The following is a 20,626-nucleotide window of genomic DNA, read 5'->3' as shown; positions in this document are numbered from 1 at the left end:
AACGAGATGAAGAGCTTATCTAACATAGCAATCGTGATCATGGTAGCGGTCGTAATGACCTCCTGCTTTGACAAATCGCAACCCAATTACCAGTTTTTTCCTAACATGTATGAGTCGGTAGGATATGAGACCTATTCCCAATCTTCTGCCTTTCCTGAAGGTATCGAAGCGATGCAACCTGTAGATGGGACCATTTCTAGAGGTTGGATGCCTTATGATTATGAAGACTCTGAAGAAGGATATCAAGCAGCCAAAGCGAACTTGAAGAATCCATTGGAAGCCAATGAGGAGAACTTAGCCGAGGGCAAGGAATTATATGGCCTTTATTGCGCTATCTGCCATGGTGCAAAAGGAAACGGACAAGGTTGGTTGGTACAGAACGAGAAATTCCTAGGGGTTCCTAGCTATGACGATGCTGGAAGAGCGATCACCGAAGGGAGTATCTATCATGTGGTCTATTACGGTAGAAATGCCATGGGGTCACATGCGGCTCAGATCAACGAAAAAGAACGCTGGCAGATCACACAATACGTGTTGAAGCTAAAGGCAGACTTAGAAAAATAATAACGGAATTAAGGAAGATATAGTTTTTAAGATATGTACACGTTTTCAAGTAAATTAAAACTGTTTTCGATCATCGCAATGGTGCTTGGAGCCTTGCTTTTTGGATATGGCTATTTCACAACACCGCATTCGGTTGACGAGGTGAAAGAAATGTTGGCCGAGGAAGCAGCTCATGGGGGACATGGAAGTGAATCCGCACACGCGACAGATGCACATTCAGGAGCAGCGGTTTCTGCGCATGGTACTGAAGAGGCACATGGAGTTCATAGCGGTGACGAGCATGCCGAGCATGTATTGCATCAATTGCAGAATAGACCATGGTCGGCACTATATATCGCAGCTTTCTTTTTCTTTATGATATCACTTGGGGTCCTTGCATTCTATGGAATTCAAAGAGCTGCACAAGCTGGTTGGTCACCTGTCTTATACAGGGTAATGGAAGGAATCACTGGATATTTGCCTGTAGGCGCATTGGTCATGTTCGTGCTGCTCGTATTAGCATCTTTCCACGTAGGTCATAACCATATCTTTCATTGGATGTCCCCAGAACTTCTCGACCCAAATAGTCCAGACTATGACCCATTAACGGTAGGGAAGAGCCCTTATTTGAACGTGACGGGATTACTGGTCAGAGCTGCGATCTACATTGCAGGTTGGGCGTTATATCGCCATTTTTCTAGAAAATTCTCTATTGCACAAGACAGTGCAAATGACATATCTTATCACAAAAAGAACTTTAGAATCTCAGCTGCTTTTCTTGTATTCTTTTTGGTCTCAGAATCGATGATGTCTTGGGATTGGATCATGGCGGTTGATCACCACTGGTTTAGCACCCTATTCGGTTGGTATGTTTTTGCCGGAATGATGGTTTGTGGTGTGAGTACGATCGCAATGATTTCTATATATCTCAAAGGCAAGGGATATTTGGACTTTGTGAATGATAGTCATATTCACGATTTGGCCAAGTTCATGTTCGGATTTAGTATTTTCTGGACGTACCTATGGTTCTCTCAATTTATGCTTATTTGGTATTCCAATATTCCTGAGGAAGTCACCTACTTTGTGACGCGAATCGAGGATTATAAGTTGCCGTTCTTCGGAATGGTCGCCATGAACTTCATATTCCCATTGTTGATCCTGATGAATAGCGATTATAAGCGCTTGAACTTTATTGTGATCACTGCTGGGATTGTAATTCTTTTAGGTCACTATGTGGATGTTTTCAATATGATCATGCCCGCTACCGTGGGAGACCGTTGGTTTATCGGAGCAGCAGAGGTCGGGTCCATGCTGTTCTTTTTCGGACTGTTTATCTTTGTAGTATTTACTACGCTGACCAAAGCACCGCTTCTGGCCAAAGGTGACCCATTTGTGGAAGAAAGTAAGCACTTTCACTATTAATTAATTTGAAGATTTATTAAGTAAAGAGGATAGAATAAATGACTGCTCTATTAACGATAACAATTTTAGTACTTGTAGGAATTGCCATCTGGCAAATGACCAAGATTTTCGAATTATCACAAGTCAAGGCCGAAAAGTCAGAAGTTGCAAATGACAAAGACAATGATATCAATGGTAAATTGATGTTCGCCTTCTTGATCTTTATTTATTTGTTAACGATCTATTCTTTTTGGGAATGGGGAGATGTATTGCTGCCAGATTCGGCTTCAGAACACGGTAAAGATGTAGACCAATTATTGTGGATCTCTTTTGCTTTGATATTCTTTGTACAAACGATCACCCAATTTCTATTGCACTACTTCGCCTATAAGTACAGAGGTAAGGAAGGTAAAAAAGCATTATTCTATGCAGATAATGATAAGTTGGAGTTTATCTGGACAATCATTCCGGTGATCGTACTTGCAGGGCTTATCCTTTACGGATTATACACATGGACCAATATCATGAATGTAGATACCGAAGATGATCCTCTGATCGTTGAACTTTATGCACAGCAGTTTAACTGGAAAGCGCGTATTGCAGGCGAAGATAATGTACTAGGGGATGCCAATGTTCGTTTCTTACAGGATTTTGATGGGAAGAACCTTGTGGGTATCGACGCCTCAGACCCTAACGGAATGGATGATGTGGTCGTCCAAGAGTTGCACTTGCCGGTGGGTAGAAAGGTATTGTTCAAAATGCGTTCGCAAGACGTTTTACACTCTGCCTACATGCCGCACTTCAGGGCGCAGATGAACTGTGTTCCTGGGATGATCACGCAATTCGCCTTCACACCGACCACGACCACCGAGGAAATGCGTCAGAATCCTGATATCGTTGCGAAAGTGAAGAAGATCAACAATATTAGAGCGGAGAAGAGCAAAGAGCTCGCTGCGAAGGGAGAAGAAGGATTAGACCCTTACACATTCGATTATTTGTTACTTTGTAATAAGATCTGTGGACAATCCCACTACAATATGCAAATGAAGATAGTGGTAGATACACCCGAAGACTACGCGAAGTGGGTTGCGGAGCAGCCAACGTTCGCGGAGGTTATAAAATAATTGCTAGAAAAAGAAAAGATTATATAACGAAATTAAATTAGATATGTCAGCTACAGCACATGCACACGTTGAAGATCATGCACACGATCATGGACATCATCACAAAGAGACATTTATAACAAAATATATCTTTAGTCAGGACCACAAGATGATTGCAAAGCAGTATTTGATTACTGGTTTGATCATGGGAGCTATCGGAATTGCAATGTCATTGTTCTTCCGTATGCAATTGGCTTGGCCAGAGGAACCTTTTACACTTTTAGAGATCTTTCTTGGTGAAGGAGCTCCTGGAGGTGTGATGACCGCCGATAGATACCTGGCGTTGGTGACCATTCATGGTACCATCATGGTATTCTTCGTATTGACCGCCGGATTGAGTGGTACCTTTAGTAACTTGCTTATTCCGTTGCAGATCGGAGCACGAGATATGGCGTCAGGACTACTGAACATGATATCTTACTGGATGTTCTTTATCTCTAGTGTGGTCATGTGTATCTCTTTATTCGTGGAAGGTGGGTCGGCATCCGCAGGATGGACCATCTACCCTCCTCTAAGTGCCCTTCCTCAAGCAACACCAGGTTCTGGAATGGGAATGACCCTTTGGTTGGTCTCTATGGCCATTTTCATCGCATCGTCGCTTTTAGGTTCTTTGAACTATATCGTAACGGTGATCAACTTGCGTACCAAAGGTATGAGCATGACGAGATTGCCGCTAACTATCTGGGCATTCTTTGTTACAGCGATCATTGGGGTCGTATCGTTCCCAGTACTTCTATCAGCAGCACTGTTATTGATCATGGATAGAAGCTTCGGAACGTCATTTTATCTATCGGATATCTTTATTCAGGGAGAAGTGCTTCATTATCAAGGGGGTTCTCCAGTATTATTCGAACACTTATTCTGGTTCCTAGGACACCCAGAAGTATACATCGTGTTGCTTCCTGCATTAGGAATCACCTCAGAGATCATTGCAACTAATTCACGCAAGCCCATCTTTGGGTATCGTGCCATGGTCGCATCTATTTTGGCGATCGCTTTTCTATCGACCATCGTTTGGGGGCACCATATGTTCATCTCGGGGATGAACCCATTCCTCGGATCAGTTTTTACATTTACAACACTATTGATCGCCATCCCGTCTGCGGTAAAAGCGTTCAATTATATCACAACACTTTGGAAGGGAAATCTGCAGATGAATCCCGCGATGCTATTCTCTATTGGTTTGGTGTCGACCTTCATCTCTGGAGGACTTACAGGTATTATCCTTGGGGATAGTACACTAGACATCAATGTGCATGACACCTACTTCGTGGTAGCTCACTTCCACTTGGTAATGGGAATTTCGGCCTTGTACGGTCTATTTGCTGGCGTCTATCATTGGTTCCCGCGAATGTTCCACGGTAGAATGATGAATAAGAACTTAGGGTATGTTCACTTTTGGGTGACGGCAGTGTGTGCTTATGGGGTATTCTTCCCTATGCACTTTATTGGTATGGCAGGTCTTCCGAGACGTTACTATACCAACACAGCTTTCCCATATTTTGATGACCTAGCAGATGTAAATGTTGTGATCACGGTATTTGCATTGATTGCAGGTGCGGTACAGCTGGTATTCCTTTGGAATTTCATCTACAGCATCTTCTACGGAAAGAAAGGGCCTCAGAATCCATGGAAGTCTAACACCCTAGAATGGACGGCTCCAATAGAGCATATGCACGGTAACTGGCCAGGAGAAATTCCGCATGTATATCGTTGGCCTTATGATTACAGCAAGCCTGGACATGAAGAAGATTGGGTGTCTCAAATAGTCCCACTCAAAGACGGAGAAGAAGAATTACAACATTAACTGTTTTCAAATAATTTGAAGAAAGCCTTTCTAGATAGAAAGGCTTTTCTTTTTACTGTATATTTGTTTGAACACGAAAACTAAAGAACGACTCTCTTCTTCTGGGAGAGGGTTGGGGTGAAGGTCATATGAACGAAAATCTAGATCCTACAAACGAACAATTCTCTTCCGAGGAGCTCGATATCGAAAGAGCGTTACGACCATTGAGCTTTGAAGATTTTGCTGGCCAAGAACAGGTGCTGGAAAATTTGAAGATCTTCGTACAGGCAGCGAATCTTAGAGATGATGCCTTAGACCACACCTTATTTCACGGCCCTCCAGGACTTGGAAAAACAACCTTGGCGCACATTTTAGCGAATGAGCTGGGCGTTGGCATTAAAGTGACCTCCGGTCCTGTATTGGACAAACCTGGGGATCTCGCTGGACTTCTTACAAATCTCGAAGAAAGGGATGTGCTCTTTATCGATGAGATACACCGTTTGAGCCCAATTGTCGAAGAATATCTCTACTCGGCCATGGAGGACTTCAAGATCGATATTATGATCGAATCTGGACCCAATGCCCGTACCGTACAGATCAATCTTCATCCGTTTACGCTTGTAGGAGCTACCACGCGTTCTGGATTGCTTACAGCACCGATGCGGGCTCGTTTTGGTATCAGTAGTAGATTGCAATATTATACTACCGAACTGCTTTCTACGATCGTGGAAAGAAGTGCTCATATACTTAGGGTGCCCATCTCTATGGAAGCGGCTATCGAGATCGCAGGAAGAAGTCGTGGTACGCCCCGTATAGCCAATGCCTTACTTCGTAGAGTACGTGATTTTGCTCAAATTAAGGGGAATGGGAATATCGATATCGAAATTGCCAAATATGGGCTCAAAGCGCTTAACGTAGATGCCCATGGACTCGATGAGATGGACAATAAGATCCTCACCACTATCATCGATAAGTTCAAAGGTGGTCCAGTAGGGATCACTACATTGGCAACAGCGGTTTCTGAAAGTGGTGAAACCATCGAAGAGGTTTATGAGCCATTTCTCATTCAAGAAGGATTTATCATCCGTACACCACGGGGTAGAGAAGTAACAGAATTGGCCTACAAGCATCTCGGGAGGATCAAAGGTGGAACGCAAGGAGGCTTGTTTTGATGGTCAGGCTGAGCGCTGGCTTTGTTGACTTGCGCACTCAGCGTGACATTCGTGTATCCTACATTATAATGTATAGACCTATATGATATGGCCAAAAGACCACCCAAAATAAAAGTTAGCAAATTCTTTTGGAATATAGCGGTAATTGCCAAGAACCCAATTCCTTTTCACCGCCAATGCTTCTCGGAAGCTGGAGATTCCTTCATGCTAAACTTTGTTTTCAAAAAGCCTATATTTCTCTCTAGAGATGCCGAGGTCGCCAGACATATACTTCAAAAGAATCATAAGAATTATCATAAATCAAAACTCCAAACCGTTAATTTGGCCAAATACATCGGTCATGGTTTGCTCACCTCAAATGGTGATCATTGGTTACGACAACGTCGCCTTATTCAGCCTGCATTTCACAAGACCAAAATGGAGGGGCTCTTAGGGATCATGAAAAAGACGATCCAAGCGGAGATTCAGCGCTTACCAATGGACGACAACGTACCATTGTATCCGCTAATGAATAAATTGGCCTTTCAAGTGGTGGCTCAAGCACTTTTCAACTATGATTCGGACTCACATACCTTTGATCGACTGCAGAAGATCATCGAAGAGTTACAAGCGCATATCGTTAAAGAAATACGTTTGCCTTTTAAGAAATGGTGGTTCAAACTTAGTGGTAAAGTCAAATACCATGAGCATCTGGCAAAAGAAAGCAGGGCAATAATTCTTACGCTCATCGAAGAACGGAGGGCATCAAAAGATACGCACGATGATCTGTTGGACCTGCTTCTAAATGTCACCTACGAAGATGGCAGTAATATGAGCAATGACACCCTGATCGATGAGATCTTGATCCTGTTCGTCGCTGGCCACGAGACCACAGCAAATACCTTAACATTTACGTTGTCTTTATTGGCGCAAAATCCGAACGAGCTTAACAAACTGCGCCAAGAGATCGACGATATAGATGAAAATATTGATTTGATATCGCTATTGGCAAAGTTATCGTACGCGAAACAATGCCTCCGCGAGTCGATGCGACTTTATCCACCGGCATGGATCATCGATAGAGTAGCTTTGGCAGATGATACAGTAGGTGATTTTGCGATCGAGGAGGGTACCCTGTTGGGCATCTCTTTCTATGAACTACATCGCAACCCTAAATATTGGAGTGATCCAAGTGTCTTCGATCCCGAGCGTTTTTCTCCTCAAAGGATGAAAGAGCAATTTCCAGGGAGTTATTTACCTTTTGGGGCAGGACCACGACTTTGCATTGGTAATGGTTTTGCCATATACGAAATGCTATTGACGCTTTATACGATCATCAAAGGTTTCGATATTAAGACCGAGCAAAAGGATATTGTCGCCAATCCGCTGATCACTTTGAAGCCAGTGGGTGCCGAAGTCACCTTTACAAAAAGAAACTAGACATTGTCGTTAAAGTCAAAACATACCGCCCTGATCAAGACCGAAGCCAGGCGACTTGGCTTCATCTCTTGTGGGATTAGTAAGGCCGAATTCTTGGAGGAAGAGGCTCCGCGTTTGGAAGCTTGGCTCAAGAATAATATGCATGGCGAGATGCGCTATATGGAGAATCATTTTGATAAGCGCCTAGACCCGACCAAACTGGTAGAAGGTTCCAAGAGCGTCATCTCTGTATTATTAAATTATTTTCCATCAGAAACACAGGAAGATTCTGAAGCCCCAAAGATATCCAAATATGCTTACGGCACAGATTATCATTTTGTGATCAAAGATAAATTGAGACAATTGCTGCAATTCATCCAGAAAGAGGTTGGGGAAGTACATGGTAGGGCCTTTGTGGATTCTGCTCCAGTATTGGATAAGGCCTGGGCGACCAAAAGCGGACTCGGTTGGATGGGTAAGCACAGTAACGTCCTTACCAAACAACTTGGGTCCTTTTATTTTATTGCAGAGCTTATAGTGGATCTAGAGTTGGATTACGACACCCCCGTTACCGATCACTGCGGAAGCTGTACAGCTTGTATAGATGCCTGCCCAACGGATGCGATCGTCGCTCCTTATGTCGTTGATGGTAGTAAATGCATCTCCTACTTTACGATCGAGTTAAAGGAGGCAATTCCTGAGACCATGGAAGGAAAATTTGATAATTGGATGTTTGGATGCGACGTTTGTCAAGATGTATGCCCTTGGAATCGATTTTCAAAATCACATAGCGAACCACTATTTGATCCACATCCCAAATTGCTATCGATGAGCAAGAATGACTGGGAGGAGATCACAGAAGAGGTATTCAAAGAACTTTTTAAGCGGTCGGCCGTTAAGCGAACCAAATATGAGGGCTTAAAACGAAATATCAACTTTTTGAAACCAACTAACGGGTAGTCTCTCTCGCAATGACCTTGGTTGGAAGCTTTACAGAACGATACAAGCTACGAGAATCCTCCTTTTTTTCTTTGATCTCATTGATCAGGATAGAAGTGGCCTCTTTGCCCAACAAGGTGATCGGTTGATCCACAGTGGAGAGCTTCGGAGAACTATTTCTGGACATGAACCAATTGCTAAAGCCCATAATGGAAACCTGTTCTGGCACTTTGATACCCTCATCTTTGCAAAAGGCCAAACAACCCATGGCAACAAGATCGGTCATGGCAAAAATGGCATCTACTTCAGGATGTTCGCTCATCACTTTTTTCGCAAGGTCGTAACCATCTTCAAAGGATAGTTCTTCGCTGACATAGACCAATGACGGGTCAAATTGAATTTCCGCCGCTTCAACAGCCTTCTTATAGCCCAAATATCGGTTGGTGTAGGTCTCGGTTGGAAGAGGACCTCTTAGGTGTGCGATATGTCCGCATCCACTATCGATCAGATAAGTGACCGCATCGAAAGCAGCTTTTTCATCATCAATGCTTACTTTTGAACACTTTAGATCTTCAACAACCTTATCAAAAAGGACCAGTGGAATATTATTTCTCATCAGCTCCTTAAGATGGTCCACCTCTTTAGCTTCGGTGGCCACAGCCACCAAAACGCCGTCGACTCTCTTGTCTTTTAAGAGTTCTACCTGCTCTTTCTCTAGTTTGGCAGAGTCTCCTGAAAACAAGATGATGACCAAGTAGCCTCTAGATTCAGCCTCTTCAATTATTCCATTGAGAACATTGGAATAGAAATTGTGATCGATCCTAGGAATGATCACGCCTATGGTCTTCGATTCTTTATTCCTAAGGTTTAAGGCAAGTGGATTGGGCTTATAATTCAACTTTTCCGCTAGAAGGCGCACCGCCTCCCGAGTTTCTTTCTTCACGTCCTTGTAGTCCTTAAGTGCTTTGGACACCGTGGTCACAGAAACGCCCAAAATTTCGGCGATATCCTTGAGGGTTACGTTGCTCATGGGCGAGGGTTGCTTTTTACCGAATCTCTAACAACGATGTTGGTCGGCAATTGCACATGGTAGTGTTCTACAGGTTCTTTCTTCTTCAATTTAACGATTTCCTCTATAAGTAAGGAAACAGCTTCCTTCCCCATCTGCCTTCCTGGCTGATCTACCGTGGAGAGCGATGGACGTATGATCGAGGAGATCGGCGAATTGCTGAACCCCATCACAGAAATTTGATCGGGAATGGAAATTTTTTCTTCGTTAAAATAAGCGATAGCACCAGCGGCAACCATGTCGGTGATACAAAAGACTCCATCGATATCCGGATTTTCTTTATAGGCATCCTCGGCATGTTGCTTGCCATCATTTATGCTATATCCATCACACATATACACCAAACTGGGGTCGTACGCTATACCATGTGCTTCCAAGGCGCTCACATAGCCTTCATGACGATCAACGGCATTGGAAGCACCAAGAGGACCGCGCAAATGAGCGATCTTCTTACATCCACTGTCGATGAGTACTTTAACGGCATTGTATGCAGCTTTCTTATCATCGATGGTAACTTTAGAGCAAGGCAACTGCTCGGTAACCTTGTCAAACAGAACGATGGGAATCTCTTTTTTTATGATCCTTTGAATGTGACTGTATTCATCCGTCGCATCTGCAATTGCGATAAGAATGCCATCTACGCGCTTGTCTACAAGCATCTCTAGCTGCTTTTGTTCGAGCAGGTCAGATTCACCAGATTGAAGAATGATCACCAAATAACCGTTTTTTTCTGCTTCAGCAATGATGCCATGGAGACAACTCGAAAAGAAATTATGCACGATCTCTGGTACGATCACCCCAATGGTACGCGTTTCCTGATTCTTTAAATTAAGTGCAACGGCGTTGGGTTTGTAGTTGAGATTCTCTGCCAGCATCAATACCGACTTCCTTGTTTCTGGACTTACGTCCTTGTAACCCTTTAAAGCTTTAGATACCGTAGTCACTGAAATCCCTAAGATTTGAGCGATGTCTTTAAGGGTCACTTCTTTCATTTAAAGATATTAACAGTTAACGTTTTCGACGAGGCTCTAAGCTAATTAAAAAAACGAATAATTTTTTTAAAATTTTGTAAAAATGTATATTCGATAACTAAAATGGTAAAATTTTGAGAAATCTATAGGTTTTATTTCAACCAATTATCGATTTATCGAAAATGATCTGTTTTAACTAACTAACCAATTCCGCATTTAATGAGTAGTTTATCTAGTATTGACATTGGGGTGATCGTCATCTACCTCGTAGGTATTATCATTTATGGTATTTCTAAATCGAAACGAGGGAGCTCCGAAGATTATTTCTTAGGTGGACGAACAATGACTTGGCCCATAGTTGGTATCGCTTTGTTTTCGGCGAATATCTCGAGCTCTACCTTAGTAGGATTGGCTTCTGATGCTTATCAGACCAATATCAACGTTTACAACTACGAATGGTTCGCTGTCGTTGTCCTTATTTTCTTTTCCATTTTCTTTCTGCCGTTTTACCTCAGGTCTGGTGTCTATACCATGCCCGAGTTTTTAGAACGTAGATATGACAGCCGATCAAGATATTATTTTTCATTTATCACGGTCGTCGGTAACATTTTGGTTGATACCGCCGCTGGTCTCTATGTTGGCAAAATAGTGTTGACCCTATTGTTCCCACAATTGGATCCCAATGCAATATTGATCATATTGGCAGTTGCTGCTGCCGCATATACCATTCCTGGAGGATTGAACTCGGTGATACAGACCGAAGTGATACAGGCCGTGCTGCTAATTATTGGCTCATGTCTACTTACCTACTTCGCCTTTGATGAATTGGGAGGAGGTTGGTCTGCCATGATGGACAGACTAGATATTTCACTGGCTGCTGGCGATGTAGATTTTGGCGATAGAGCAAAGGAAGGAAAGTATATTCCAACGACTTCCGATCAAGTCTTTAGCCTGGTAAGGCCTAGCAATGACGAGTTCATGCCTTGGTGGGGCTTGCTTACTGGGGTGCCGCTTCTAGGGTTTTATTTCTGGGCCAATAATCAATTCATGGTGCAACGTGTCCTTGGGGCCAAAGACCTTAACCATGGACGTTGGGGTGCCCTGTTCGCAGGATTCTTAAAGCTCCCAGTGATCTTTATCATGGTAGTGCCAGGTGTTTTGGCTTTATTACTATTTAATCAACTTGATATATCCTCACTTAATTATCAACTTACCGATGGAAGTGTGTGTGCAGACCTATCAGATTGTCCAAACCTTACCTATCCCGTATTGCTATTCCAGTTGTTGCCAACAGGCGTACTTGGATTGGTGGTCGCCGGCTTAATGGCTGCGATGATGTCATCGGTCTCGGCAACCTTCAACTCGGCATCGACCTTGGTAACCATGGATTTTGCGCGAAAGATAAATCCGTCGCTTACAAGCAAACAATTGGTGCGCGTTGGCCAGATAACAACGGTGATCTTGGTGGTATTGGCAATTTTGTGGGTACCTCAGATAGAGAAGGTCAGTGATTCGCTTTGGAATTATCTTCAATTGGTGATTGCCTACACTTGTCCACCTGCCGTGTCAACCTTTATATTAGGATTGTTTTGGAAACGAGCCAATGGCAATGGGTCCATCGTTAGCTTACTCATAGGATTCACCCTGGCGATATTTATGATCCTTTCGCAGGTATTCGAATGGCTGCCAGAGGTGAATGAGATTCATTTCTTAGGAAAGGCGAGCATCCTATTTGTGATCTGTGTAGTGATTCACATTGTGGTAAGTTTAGCGACTCCTCCATCACCAGCAGCTCAGATAGCAGAATACACCTATAAAAAGGAAATGTTTACCGAGGAAAGCGAAGAACTGAAAAGTTTGCCTTGGTACCAGAATTATAGAAAACTAGCCATTATCTTGCTCATTGTTACGGCAATCGTAGTGGGGTCTTTTTGGTAGATGATACAATTGTTCTCGATTGGGATTCCCGTGGTTCAGTAAAATGACGTAGCGGGAATCTTTTTAATTTTTGAAATGTCTATGAAAAACTTGGGAATCAAAATATCGCTCTATCTCAACTATTTTGTCTTTGCAATTCTGTTGAATAGCGTTGGAATCGTGATTTTGAAGTCGCAGAAGAATTATGGCGTAGATGAGGTTCAAGCGAGTATTTTGGAGGCCTTCAAAGACCTTCCTATTGCGATCGTATCCTTCTTTGTGGCGTCTTTTCTTCCAAGATTGGGATATAAGAAAGCCATGTTGATCGGCTTAGGGCTCGTAGCTTTGGCCTGTGTGACCATGTATTTTGGAAATTCCTTTGATACCGCCAAATTGCTTTTTGCTACAGTAGGTGTTTCTTTTGCATTGATCAAAGTTTCGGTATATACCATGATAGGAATGGTTACCGAGAGTAAAAAGGAACACAATAGTCTAATGAGTTCCATTGAAGGGGTCTTTATGATCGGGATTGCCCTCGCATACTTTTTGTTTCCAGCCTTCAATAGCGAAGATAGCCCCAACGCTTGGCTCGATGTATATTGGCTGTTAGCAGGACTATCTGCTTTGTCCTTCTTATTCTTACTCTTTACTAAGTTTGAGAAAGAACCAGAAATTCCTGGGGCCAACTTGGTCGATGACTTTGCACAGATGTTCCGTTTATTGATACGATTGTTGATCATTGTATTTGTCATTAGCGCATTCCTTTTTGTTATGATAGAACAGGGAATCATGACCTGGCTACCTTCTTTCAACGACAAGGTCTTGGACCTTCCAGAGAACGTGAGTATCATGATGGCGAGCATCCTTGCCATTTCGCTTGCAATAGGAAGATTGTTGGCAGGCGTTCTAACAAGAAAGGTAGATTGGATTTGGGTGCTTACATCTTGCACGGTCGTTGCGATGCTGATGGTTGTCTTTGTGTTGCCCGAAACGGTAGGAGCAGATGTGGGTGAAATAGAAAAGTTGAGCGATATTCCATTAATTGGATTCGCATTTCCTATAGTAGGACTCTTTATAGCACCGATATATCCATTGTTAAATTCTGTGGTTCTCAGCGCATTGCCCAATAAACTTCATAGTCCAATGACAGGTTTGATCGTTGTGTTCTCGGCACTAGGAGGAACTTTTGGCTCAAGGGTCATAGGGTGGTTATTTAAGAACAAAGGTCCAGAAAATGCATTTTATTATACCCTCATACCGATGGGGCTGCTTTTAATTTCGTATTTTATTCTAAAACGACTTACCGCAAAGAATGCACTTCAAGCTTAACATAAAAGAGACCCTTGCCGTTCTTCTTGCACAGGAAGACACCGATGGTGATAAAAAGATCACCAAAGAGGATCAAGGCCCTAAAAAGTTGAAGTTGCAAAGTGACGATGGTAAAGAATATATCGTAAAAGGAACCTATCATCTTTCAAACCTGCTGCAAGAACTTGCATTAGAGAAGAAAAAAGGCAAAAAGGTCGCCGAGATTTCTCTTGACCAAATTGAAGAGCCTCCCACCGATCGCATTTCTAGAATGATCAGAGATTACTTCTGGGACGACCTTACACGCACCATCGACAGGAAAGGTATCCAAAGGATCCTGGAAGATGAGAAAGCCACTGATAAAACGCAAAGAATCTATGTGCCGGTCGATGATAAAAAGGGAATAAATTATTACAAAGAGTTAACTAAGGAACTTCCTCAACTGCAAGTGATCACCTTGCCCCAAAATATCACACCCGAATATGTGAGGTCGATCAATGACAAGCCTGGTATATTGGCATTGAAGCTCAAGAAAAATAAAGGGGTGCCCTTCGTGGTTCCAGGAGGAAGGTTCAACGAAATGTACGGTTGGGATAGCTATTTCGAAGGCATCGGGCTGTTGCTCGATGGTCGTATCGATCTTGCAAAGGCCATGGTGGATAACTTCTGCTATCAAGTAAAACATTATGGTAAGATATTGAATGCCAATCGCAGCTATTATCTTACCCGAACGCAGCCGCCATTTCTTACCTCATTCATTCGAGAGGTCTATGAGGCAGAAGGCGGCACCGATCATGCTTGGTTGTCCTCGACCTTGGAAATGGCCATCAAAGAATACAAGAATGTATGGATGGTTTCGGGGAAACGGCTTACCAAGAATGAGCTCAACCGCTATCTCGCAGAAGGCATCGGCATACCCCCCGAGACCGAAGATGGACATTTCGATGAGGTTCTAAAGACCTATGCTAGAAAGTATGAGCTTTCACTCCAAGAATTTACCAGATCCTATACCTCTGGAGAGATCAATGACGACGATCTCGACCGTTATTTCATTCACGATAGAAGTCTCAGAGAAAGCGGTCATGATACGAGCTGGCGGTTAGATGGTGTCTGTGCCAATCTCAATTGTGTGGACCTTAATTCCCTTTTGTTCAAGTACGAGACAGATATCGCCTATTTGATCGAGACCTATTTTGATGACAAGTTTGTAAGCTCGAAAGGCAAGAAATACAAATCAGAATATTGGCAAGACCTTGCTTTTTCGCGAAAAGCCCGAATGAATGAATATATGTGGAGTAAAAAGCACGACAGCTTTTTTGATTACGATATCAAGTATAAGAAAAAGACCAAGTTCGAGTCGGCTTCCAATTTCTACCCACTTTGGGCAAGATTATGTTCGAAAGAACAAGCCGAAAAAATGGTCAAGACCTTATTTGAAACCTTAAAACAAAAAGGCGGCATCTCCGGAACTTCAAAGAAGATGATGGAAGACAGAGACCCCTCTTTGCCACAACGACAATGGGATTACCCAAATGGATGGGCGCCTCATCAGATGATCATTTGGAAAGGATTGCTCAATTATGGTTTTAAAGAGGAAGCTCGCGAACTCATCTATCGTTGGCTGTGGACGATCACCAAGAATGCTGTGGATTACAACGGAACGATACCAGAAAAGTATGATGTCGTAGCCTGTACACATAAAGTATATGCCGAATATGGAAATGTCGGTACCGAATTCGATTATATTACGACCTCGGGTTTTGGGTGGATGAATGCTTCCTATCAATATGGATTGAGCCTTCTAGCTAAAAAAGACCGAAACAATTTAAACAAACTTATGGATCCCGATCAACTCTTCAACTAATGGAAGCCTATAAAAGAGCGATAGCCTTACTCGAAAAAGTAACAACCGACAAAGGATTTTTGGCAAGTGCCAACGATATTACCAATTATCGAAGAATTTGGGCTAGAGATGGTGTCATTTGCGGGTTGGCAGCCTTGCTCGATGGGGATAAGCAATTGGTAAAAACGTTCAGGGCCACCTTGCAAACATTGGCAGACCATCAACACGCCTTGGGCAATATTCCTTCCAATGTCTTTTTCGATAAACCTAAGACCCTCTTAAGCTTTGGAGGCCTAGCCGGTCGTGTAGATACCGTGGCATGGTTCATCATTGGGGTTTGCAACTATGCAAAATTGACCGACAATATCGAGTTTGCCAATAGGCATCTTCAAAATATCGATAGAGGTTTCCGATTGCTCGAGGCATGGGAGTTTAACAATAATCATTTGGTTTATGTCCCACGTTCGGGTAATTGGGCTGATGAATATATTACCGAAGGTTATATTCTATACGATCAGTTATTGCGCTTATGGGCGCTTCGATGTTACCAACAGTTGTTTCCCAATGAAGCAACAGCGACGAAAATAAAGAAGGTGACGAGAAAGATCATCGAAAATTATCGCAAGCATCATATTCGTAATGAGCCCTACCATCCAAAAGCGTATAAACAATTGCGCAAAAAGAACTATTGGGTGGCAAGCTTCAACCCATCAGGATATCAAAAACAATATGATGCCTTGGCCAATGCGATCGCTTTGATCTTGGAAATCGATAACGAAGAATTTGCCGAAGTTGTGATTCAACATTCAGAAAGATTGAGAACATCATTAAAATTACAACTTTTGCCAGCATTTTGGCCACCAATCAAACCTGAGGATGCGGATTGGAAGCTTTTAGAGAATAATTGTAAGTATGAGTTTAGAAATATCCCGTATGAATTTCACAATGGCGGAACCTGGCAAATGGTCAATGGGTTCTATGGTCTCGGATTGCTCAAATATGACAAAAGAGATGAGGCCGCACAGGTGTTGGAAAAGATCGACGATTTAAATGAGAAGGCAGATTGGGGATTTTATGAAAACTTCAATACCGAAACCGGTATGACCACCGGGGTGAAGCATTGCGCCTGGAGTGCTGCAGGTGCTGTGTTGCTTAAGAATTCTTTGGAAGGAAAAGAACTTTTAACCTGATCAATAGTATGGAAAAGACGGTAGATATCTTATGTGTGGGAGAAACACTCATAGACTTTATAGGTCACCAGATGGATGCAAGAATCAGCGAGACCAAGGATTATCATAGATATCTGGGAGGGTCGCCTACCAATGTAGCAATGAATATGGCGCGGCTGGGAATGCACACGGCCATGGTGGCATCGGTAGGAAAAGATGGGTTTGGAGAATATATTTTGGATAAGTTCAAAACGGCAGGCATTGATGCTTCCAATGTAAGAAGTCTTCATAATACCCCAACCACGGTGATCTTTGTTTCGAAGACCACTGGTACTCCCGATTTCATTCCTTATCGGCAGGCAGATCAACAGATTCACGCAGAGCAACTTCCTGCAGCCTTACTGGGCCAAACAAAGGTATTTCATACGACCGCCTTTGCTTTGAGTGGAAAACCTTCGCAGCAAACCATCATTTCCAAAGCTAAAGAAGCCAATGGTCTAGGGGCAAAGCTAAGCATCGATGTGAACTACGCCGAAAGAGTTTGGCCCGATCGGATGGAGGCGATGCGTATCATCAAAGAATATTGTTCTCTCGATCCCCTGGTCAAGGTAAGCGAAGATGATATGGCACGTTTGTTCGATAAAGAATTATCCCATCAAGAGATCTTCGATTTCTTCCATCAGTTGGGAGTGACCATTGTTTGTCTCACCTTGGGAAGCAAAGGCGTAAAACTCTCACAAAAAGGAAAAGAACCAATTTCTCTACCAGCTATCAAGATCGAAAAAGTGATGGACGCTACTGGAGCAGGAGATGCCTTTTGGTCTGGATTCTTGTTTGCCTATATCAAAGACAAAACGACGGAGCAATGTCTTAAAACAGCTTTGATGCTAGCTGCATTGAAGCTTCAGAACGTGGGACGTTTACCCGAGAATGTCGATGTGCTCTCAGAGTTATTGAAGATTACATAATAATGATGTTTCAGAAGATAAATCCCCTTACCTTTGTTAGCCAAATAATTCATTTCAACCAACGATATGAGTAAAGAAAGTAAAAGACGCGAAGCGCTTATATACCATGCAAAACCAACGCCTGGCAAAATAAAGATCGTTCCAACGAAGAGATATGCAACTCAACGAGATTTGGCATTGGCCTACTCGCCAGGTGTTGCCGAACCTTGCTTGGAGATCGCTCGCGATACCAATAACGTCTATAAATATACCGCCAAAGGAAATATGGTGGCCGTGATCACCAATGGAACAGCAGTTCTTGGTTTGGGAGACATTGGTCCAGAGGCATCCAAGCCTGTGATGGAGGGAAAAGGGCTATTGTTCAAAATATTTGCCGACATCGATGGTATCGATATCGAACTGGATACAAAGGATGTCGATAAATTCGTTGAAACAGTAAAGACCATCGCACCTACTTTTGGAGGAATCAATCTAGAAGATATCAAAGCGCCAGAGGCCTTCGAGATCGAACGCAGATTGAAAGAAGAGTTGGACATCCCAGTAATGCATGATGATCAGCATGGTACTGCGATCATTTCTGCCGCTGCCTTGCTAAACGCTCTAGAGATCGCCAAAAAGAAGATAGATAAGGTGCGTATCGTGGTAAGCGGTGCTGGGGCAGCTGCTGTGTCTTGCACACGATTGTACAAGGCGTTTGGTGCGAAGGCCGAGAACATCGTTATGTTGGATAGCAAGGGAGTTATCAGAAAAGATAGGGAAGGACTTAGTAAAGAAAAAGAAGAATTTGCTTCATCAAGGAAGATCGATACGTTGGAAGAGGCAATGAAAGATGCCGACGTGTTTATCGGACTTTCCATTGCTGATATCGTTTCTCCCGAAATGTTGATGTCGATGGCCAAAAACCCGATCGTTTTTGCCATGGCCAATCCAGATCCGGAGATCTCCTACAACCTAGCGATCGATACCCGAGATGATATCATTATGGCCACCGGACGTTCCGACCATCCCAATCAGGTAAACAATGTGCTCGGATTCCCTTTCATCTTTAGAGGAGCTTTGGATGTGCGGGCAACAAAGATCAATGAGGCCATGAAGATGGCTGCCGTCAAAGCACTGGCAAATCTTGCAAAAGAACCGGTCCCAGAGCAGGTGAACATCGCCTACGGGGAGACCAAACTCACCTTTGGAAAAGAATATATCATACCAAAACCATTTGACCCAAGGTTGATCGCCGAAGTTCCACCAGCTGTGGCAAAGGCGGCGATGGAAAGTGGTGTAGCAAGGGAAGACATTGAGGATTGGGAAAAGTACGAAGAGGAATTGTTACAGCGACTGGGGAATGATAATAAGATCGTTCGTTTGTTGCACAATCGTGCAAGGACCAATCCAAAAAGAATTGTATTTGCAGAAGCTGACCAGCTTGATGTTCTCAAAGCTGCTCAAATCGTTCTTGATGAAGGCATCGGGCACCCAATTCTATTGGGAAGAGAGGATGTGATCAAGGAGCTGATGGCAGAAATAGAATTTGATACCGAAGTACCTATTGTCGATCCAAAGAGTGATGAGTACAAGAAGATCAAGGATCATTATGCCAAGATCTACTGGCAATCTAGAAAGCGCAGAGGTGTTACGCATTACGATGCTAGGGCAAAGATGCGCGAACGTAACTATTTTGCTGCAATGATGGTGAACGAAGGCGATGCCGATGCCATGCTTTCGGGCTATTCTCGAAGCTATCCAACCGTGCTTAAACCATTGCTGGAATTGATTGGAAAGGCACCTGGTGTTGCAAAGGTGGCTACGACCAACCTGATGATCACCGAACGGGGACCGATGTTTTTGTCAGACACCTCGATCAATATTGACCCTTCAGCAAAAGAACTGGCGAAGATCGCTCAAATGACCGCCTATGCCGTGCGTATGTTTGGAATGGAACCGATCATTGCGATGCTCTCTTATGCCAACTTTGGGTCATCGGATAACGAAAGATCAAGGAAAGTAGGGGAAGCTGTCGCGTATCTGCATCGTTACTATCCAGATATCGTTGTGGATGGTGAAGTGCAATCGGATTTTGCATTGAATAAAGAAATGCATCAGGATAAGTTTCCGTTTTCCAAATTGGCAGGAAAAAAGGTCAACACCTTGGTCTTCCCCAATTTAGACTCAGCAAACATAAGCTATAAGCTGATGAAAGAATTGAACAAGGCCGATTCTATCGGTCCCATCATATTGGGGATGAAAAAGCCCGCGCACGTCTTGCAGTTAGGCGCTAGTGTTGAAGAAATGGTCAACATGGCAGCCGTGGCGGTCATCGACGCCCAAGAAAAGGAAAAACATCAGCGAGCGGATTAAAATGATTTTGTTACATTTGGGACTTTAATCTTGGGACCCAAAACATGATCACGCACATCAAAGGGCGGCTAGTAGAAAAGAACCCTACCGAAGTTGTAATCGACTGCAATGGAGTGGGGTATTTTATTAATATATCGCTGCATACATTTTCCAAAATTCCGGATGCTGAAAATCTCAGCCTATTCACCCATTTAATAGTGAAAGAAGATTCTCATACCTTATTCGGTTTTGTGGAGAAATCCGAACGTACCATCTTTAGGCTATTGCTGTCGGTTTCTGGGGTGGGAGCAAGCACTGCCCGAACCATGCTATCTTCTATGAGTCCCGAAATGGTAAGAGATGCTATCGCAGCGGGCGACGTCGCGTCGATACAGGCTGTCAAAGGAATTGGGGCTAAAACTGCGCAACGTGTTATTTTGGATCTAAAAGACAAAGTATTGAAGGTCTTTGACATCGACGAAATTTCTCCTTTTGAAAGCAATACCAATAAGGATGAAGCGTTATCTGCATTAGAGGTTTTGGGCTTCACGCGAAAATCCTCTGAAAAAGTAGTGGATCAACTCCTTAAGGAAACTCCGGAACTTGCCGTAGAGGATATTATTAAAGGGGCGCTTAAAAAATTATAAT

General features: G+C 43.2%; 16 protein-coding genes. 14 read left to right on the top strand and 2 right to left on the bottom strand.

The genetic code is table 11. The annotated features are described in order from the left end of the window. Nucleotides 1-6: 6 nt before the first annotated feature. From ACFQ1M_RS02205 to queG, 7 genes are all read left to right on the top strand, one after another. Nucleotides 7-564, top strand: coding sequence for a c-type cytochrome (locus ACFQ1M_RS02205; RefSeq protein WP_386403215.1), 558 nt, complete (start codon nucleotides 7-9; stop codon nucleotides 562-564). A 33-nt stretch (nucleotides 565-597) separates the two neighbouring features. Continuing rightward, nucleotides 598-1,965 (top strand): quinol:cytochrome C oxidoreductase, encoded by a 1,368-nt coding sequence (locus ACFQ1M_RS02200; protein ID WP_386403212.1) that lies wholly within the window; start codon nucleotides 598-600, stop codon nucleotides 1,963-1,965. Between the two features lie 38 nt (nucleotides 1,966-2,003). Next, entirely contained in the window at nucleotides 2,004-3,068 is a 1,065-nt protein-coding gene (locus ACFQ1M_RS02195) for a cytochrome c oxidase subunit II (RefSeq protein ID WP_386403209.1), read from the top strand. Nucleotides 3,069-3,111: 43 nt separating this feature from the next. After that, the gene (locus ACFQ1M_RS02190; protein ID WP_386403206.1) at nucleotides 3,112-4,914 is read left to right on the top strand and encodes a cytochrome c oxidase subunit I; all 1,803 of its coding nucleotides are present in this window, start codon (nucleotides 3,112-3,114) and stop codon (nucleotides 4,912-4,914) included. A gap of 128 nt (nucleotides 4,915-5,042) precedes the next feature. Next, entirely contained in the window at nucleotides 5,043-6,065 is a 1,023-nt protein-coding gene (ruvB, locus tag ACFQ1M_RS02185) for a Holliday junction branch migration DNA helicase RuvB (protein ID WP_386403203.1), read from the top strand. A gap of 87 nt (nucleotides 6,066-6,152) precedes the next feature. Beyond that, nucleotides 6,153-7,484, top strand: coding sequence for a cytochrome P450 (locus ACFQ1M_RS02180; RefSeq protein ID WP_386403200.1), 1,332 nt, complete (start codon nucleotides 6,153-6,155; stop codon nucleotides 7,482-7,484). 3 nt (nucleotides 7,485-7,487) lie between these two features. Next, nucleotides 7,488-8,423, top strand: coding sequence for a tRNA epoxyqueuosine(34) reductase QueG (gene queG, locus ACFQ1M_RS02175; RefSeq protein WP_386403197.1), 936 nt, complete (start codon nucleotides 7,488-7,490; stop codon nucleotides 8,421-8,423). Here the strand turns inward: queG and ACFQ1M_RS02170 are convergent. Further along, nucleotides 8,413-9,432 (bottom strand): LacI family DNA-binding transcriptional regulator, encoded by a 1,020-nt coding sequence (locus ACFQ1M_RS02170; RefSeq protein ID WP_386403194.1) that lies wholly within the window; start codon nucleotides 9,430-9,432, stop codon nucleotides 8,413-8,415. The genes queG and ACFQ1M_RS02170 overlap by 11 nt on opposite strands. Beyond that, on the bottom strand, nucleotides 9,429-10,463 hold the full coding sequence (locus ACFQ1M_RS02165) for a LacI family DNA-binding transcriptional regulator (protein WP_386403191.1): 1,035 nt from the start codon (nucleotides 10,461-10,463) through the stop codon (nucleotides 9,429-9,431). The genes ACFQ1M_RS02170 and ACFQ1M_RS02165 overlap by 4 nt, the downstream gene beginning before the upstream one ends. 198 nt (nucleotides 10,464-10,661) lie before the next feature. Here ACFQ1M_RS02165 and ACFQ1M_RS02160 point away from each other — a divergent pair, with 198 nt between their 5' ends. From ACFQ1M_RS02160 to ruvA, 7 genes are all read left to right on the top strand, one after another. Next, complete coding sequence (locus ACFQ1M_RS02160; protein ID WP_386403188.1) at nucleotides 10,662-12,380, top strand: sodium:solute symporter; 1,719 nt, start codon at nucleotides 10,662-10,664, stop codon at nucleotides 12,378-12,380. An 81-nt stretch (nucleotides 12,381-12,461) separates the two neighbouring features. Further along, on the top strand, nucleotides 12,462-13,688 hold the full coding sequence (locus ACFQ1M_RS02155) for an MFS transporter (RefSeq protein WP_386403185.1): 1,227 nt from the start codon (nucleotides 12,462-12,464) through the stop codon (nucleotides 13,686-13,688). Further along, nucleotides 13,672-15,531 carry a trehalase family glycosidase gene (locus ACFQ1M_RS02150; RefSeq protein WP_386403182.1) on the top strand — a complete coding sequence of 620 codons (1,860 nt, stop codon included), beginning with the start codon at nucleotides 13,672-13,674 and terminating at the stop codon, nucleotides 15,529-15,531. The genes ACFQ1M_RS02155 and ACFQ1M_RS02150 overlap by 17 nt, the downstream gene beginning before the upstream one ends. Continuing rightward, nucleotides 15,531-16,700, top strand: a complete 1,170-nt coding sequence (locus tag ACFQ1M_RS02145) for an amylo-alpha-1,6-glucosidase (RefSeq protein WP_386403179.1) — start codon at nucleotides 15,531-15,533, stop codon at nucleotides 16,698-16,700. Before ACFQ1M_RS02150 ends, ACFQ1M_RS02145 begins: the two co-directional genes overlap by 1 nt. 8 nt (nucleotides 16,701-16,708) lie before the next feature. Next, nucleotides 16,709-17,647 carry a carbohydrate kinase family protein gene (locus ACFQ1M_RS02140; RefSeq protein WP_386403176.1) on the top strand — a complete coding sequence of 313 codons (939 nt, stop codon included), beginning with the start codon at nucleotides 16,709-16,711 and terminating at the stop codon, nucleotides 17,645-17,647. Nucleotides 17,648-17,713: 66 nt separating this feature from the next. After that, nucleotides 17,714-19,999, top strand: coding sequence for an NADP-dependent malic enzyme (locus ACFQ1M_RS02135; RefSeq protein WP_386403173.1), 2,286 nt, complete (start codon nucleotides 17,714-17,716; stop codon nucleotides 19,997-19,999). A gap of 44 nt (nucleotides 20,000-20,043) precedes the next feature. Next, nucleotides 20,044-20,625 (top strand): Holliday junction branch migration protein RuvA, encoded by a 582-nt coding sequence (gene ruvA, locus ACFQ1M_RS02130; RefSeq protein WP_386403170.1) that lies wholly within the window; start codon nucleotides 20,044-20,046, stop codon nucleotides 20,623-20,625. The last annotated feature ends 1 nt before the right edge of the window (nucleotide 20,626 follow it).

The sequence above is a fragment of the Sungkyunkwania multivorans genome (assembly GCF_042675645.1).
In the GTDB taxonomy this organism is placed as follows: domain Bacteria; phylum Bacteroidota; class Bacteroidia; order Flavobacteriales; family Flavobacteriaceae; genus Sungkyunkwania; species Sungkyunkwania multivorans.
Note: the sequence above shows the minus strand (reverse complement) of the source record. Positions and strands in the feature narration are given on the sequence as shown.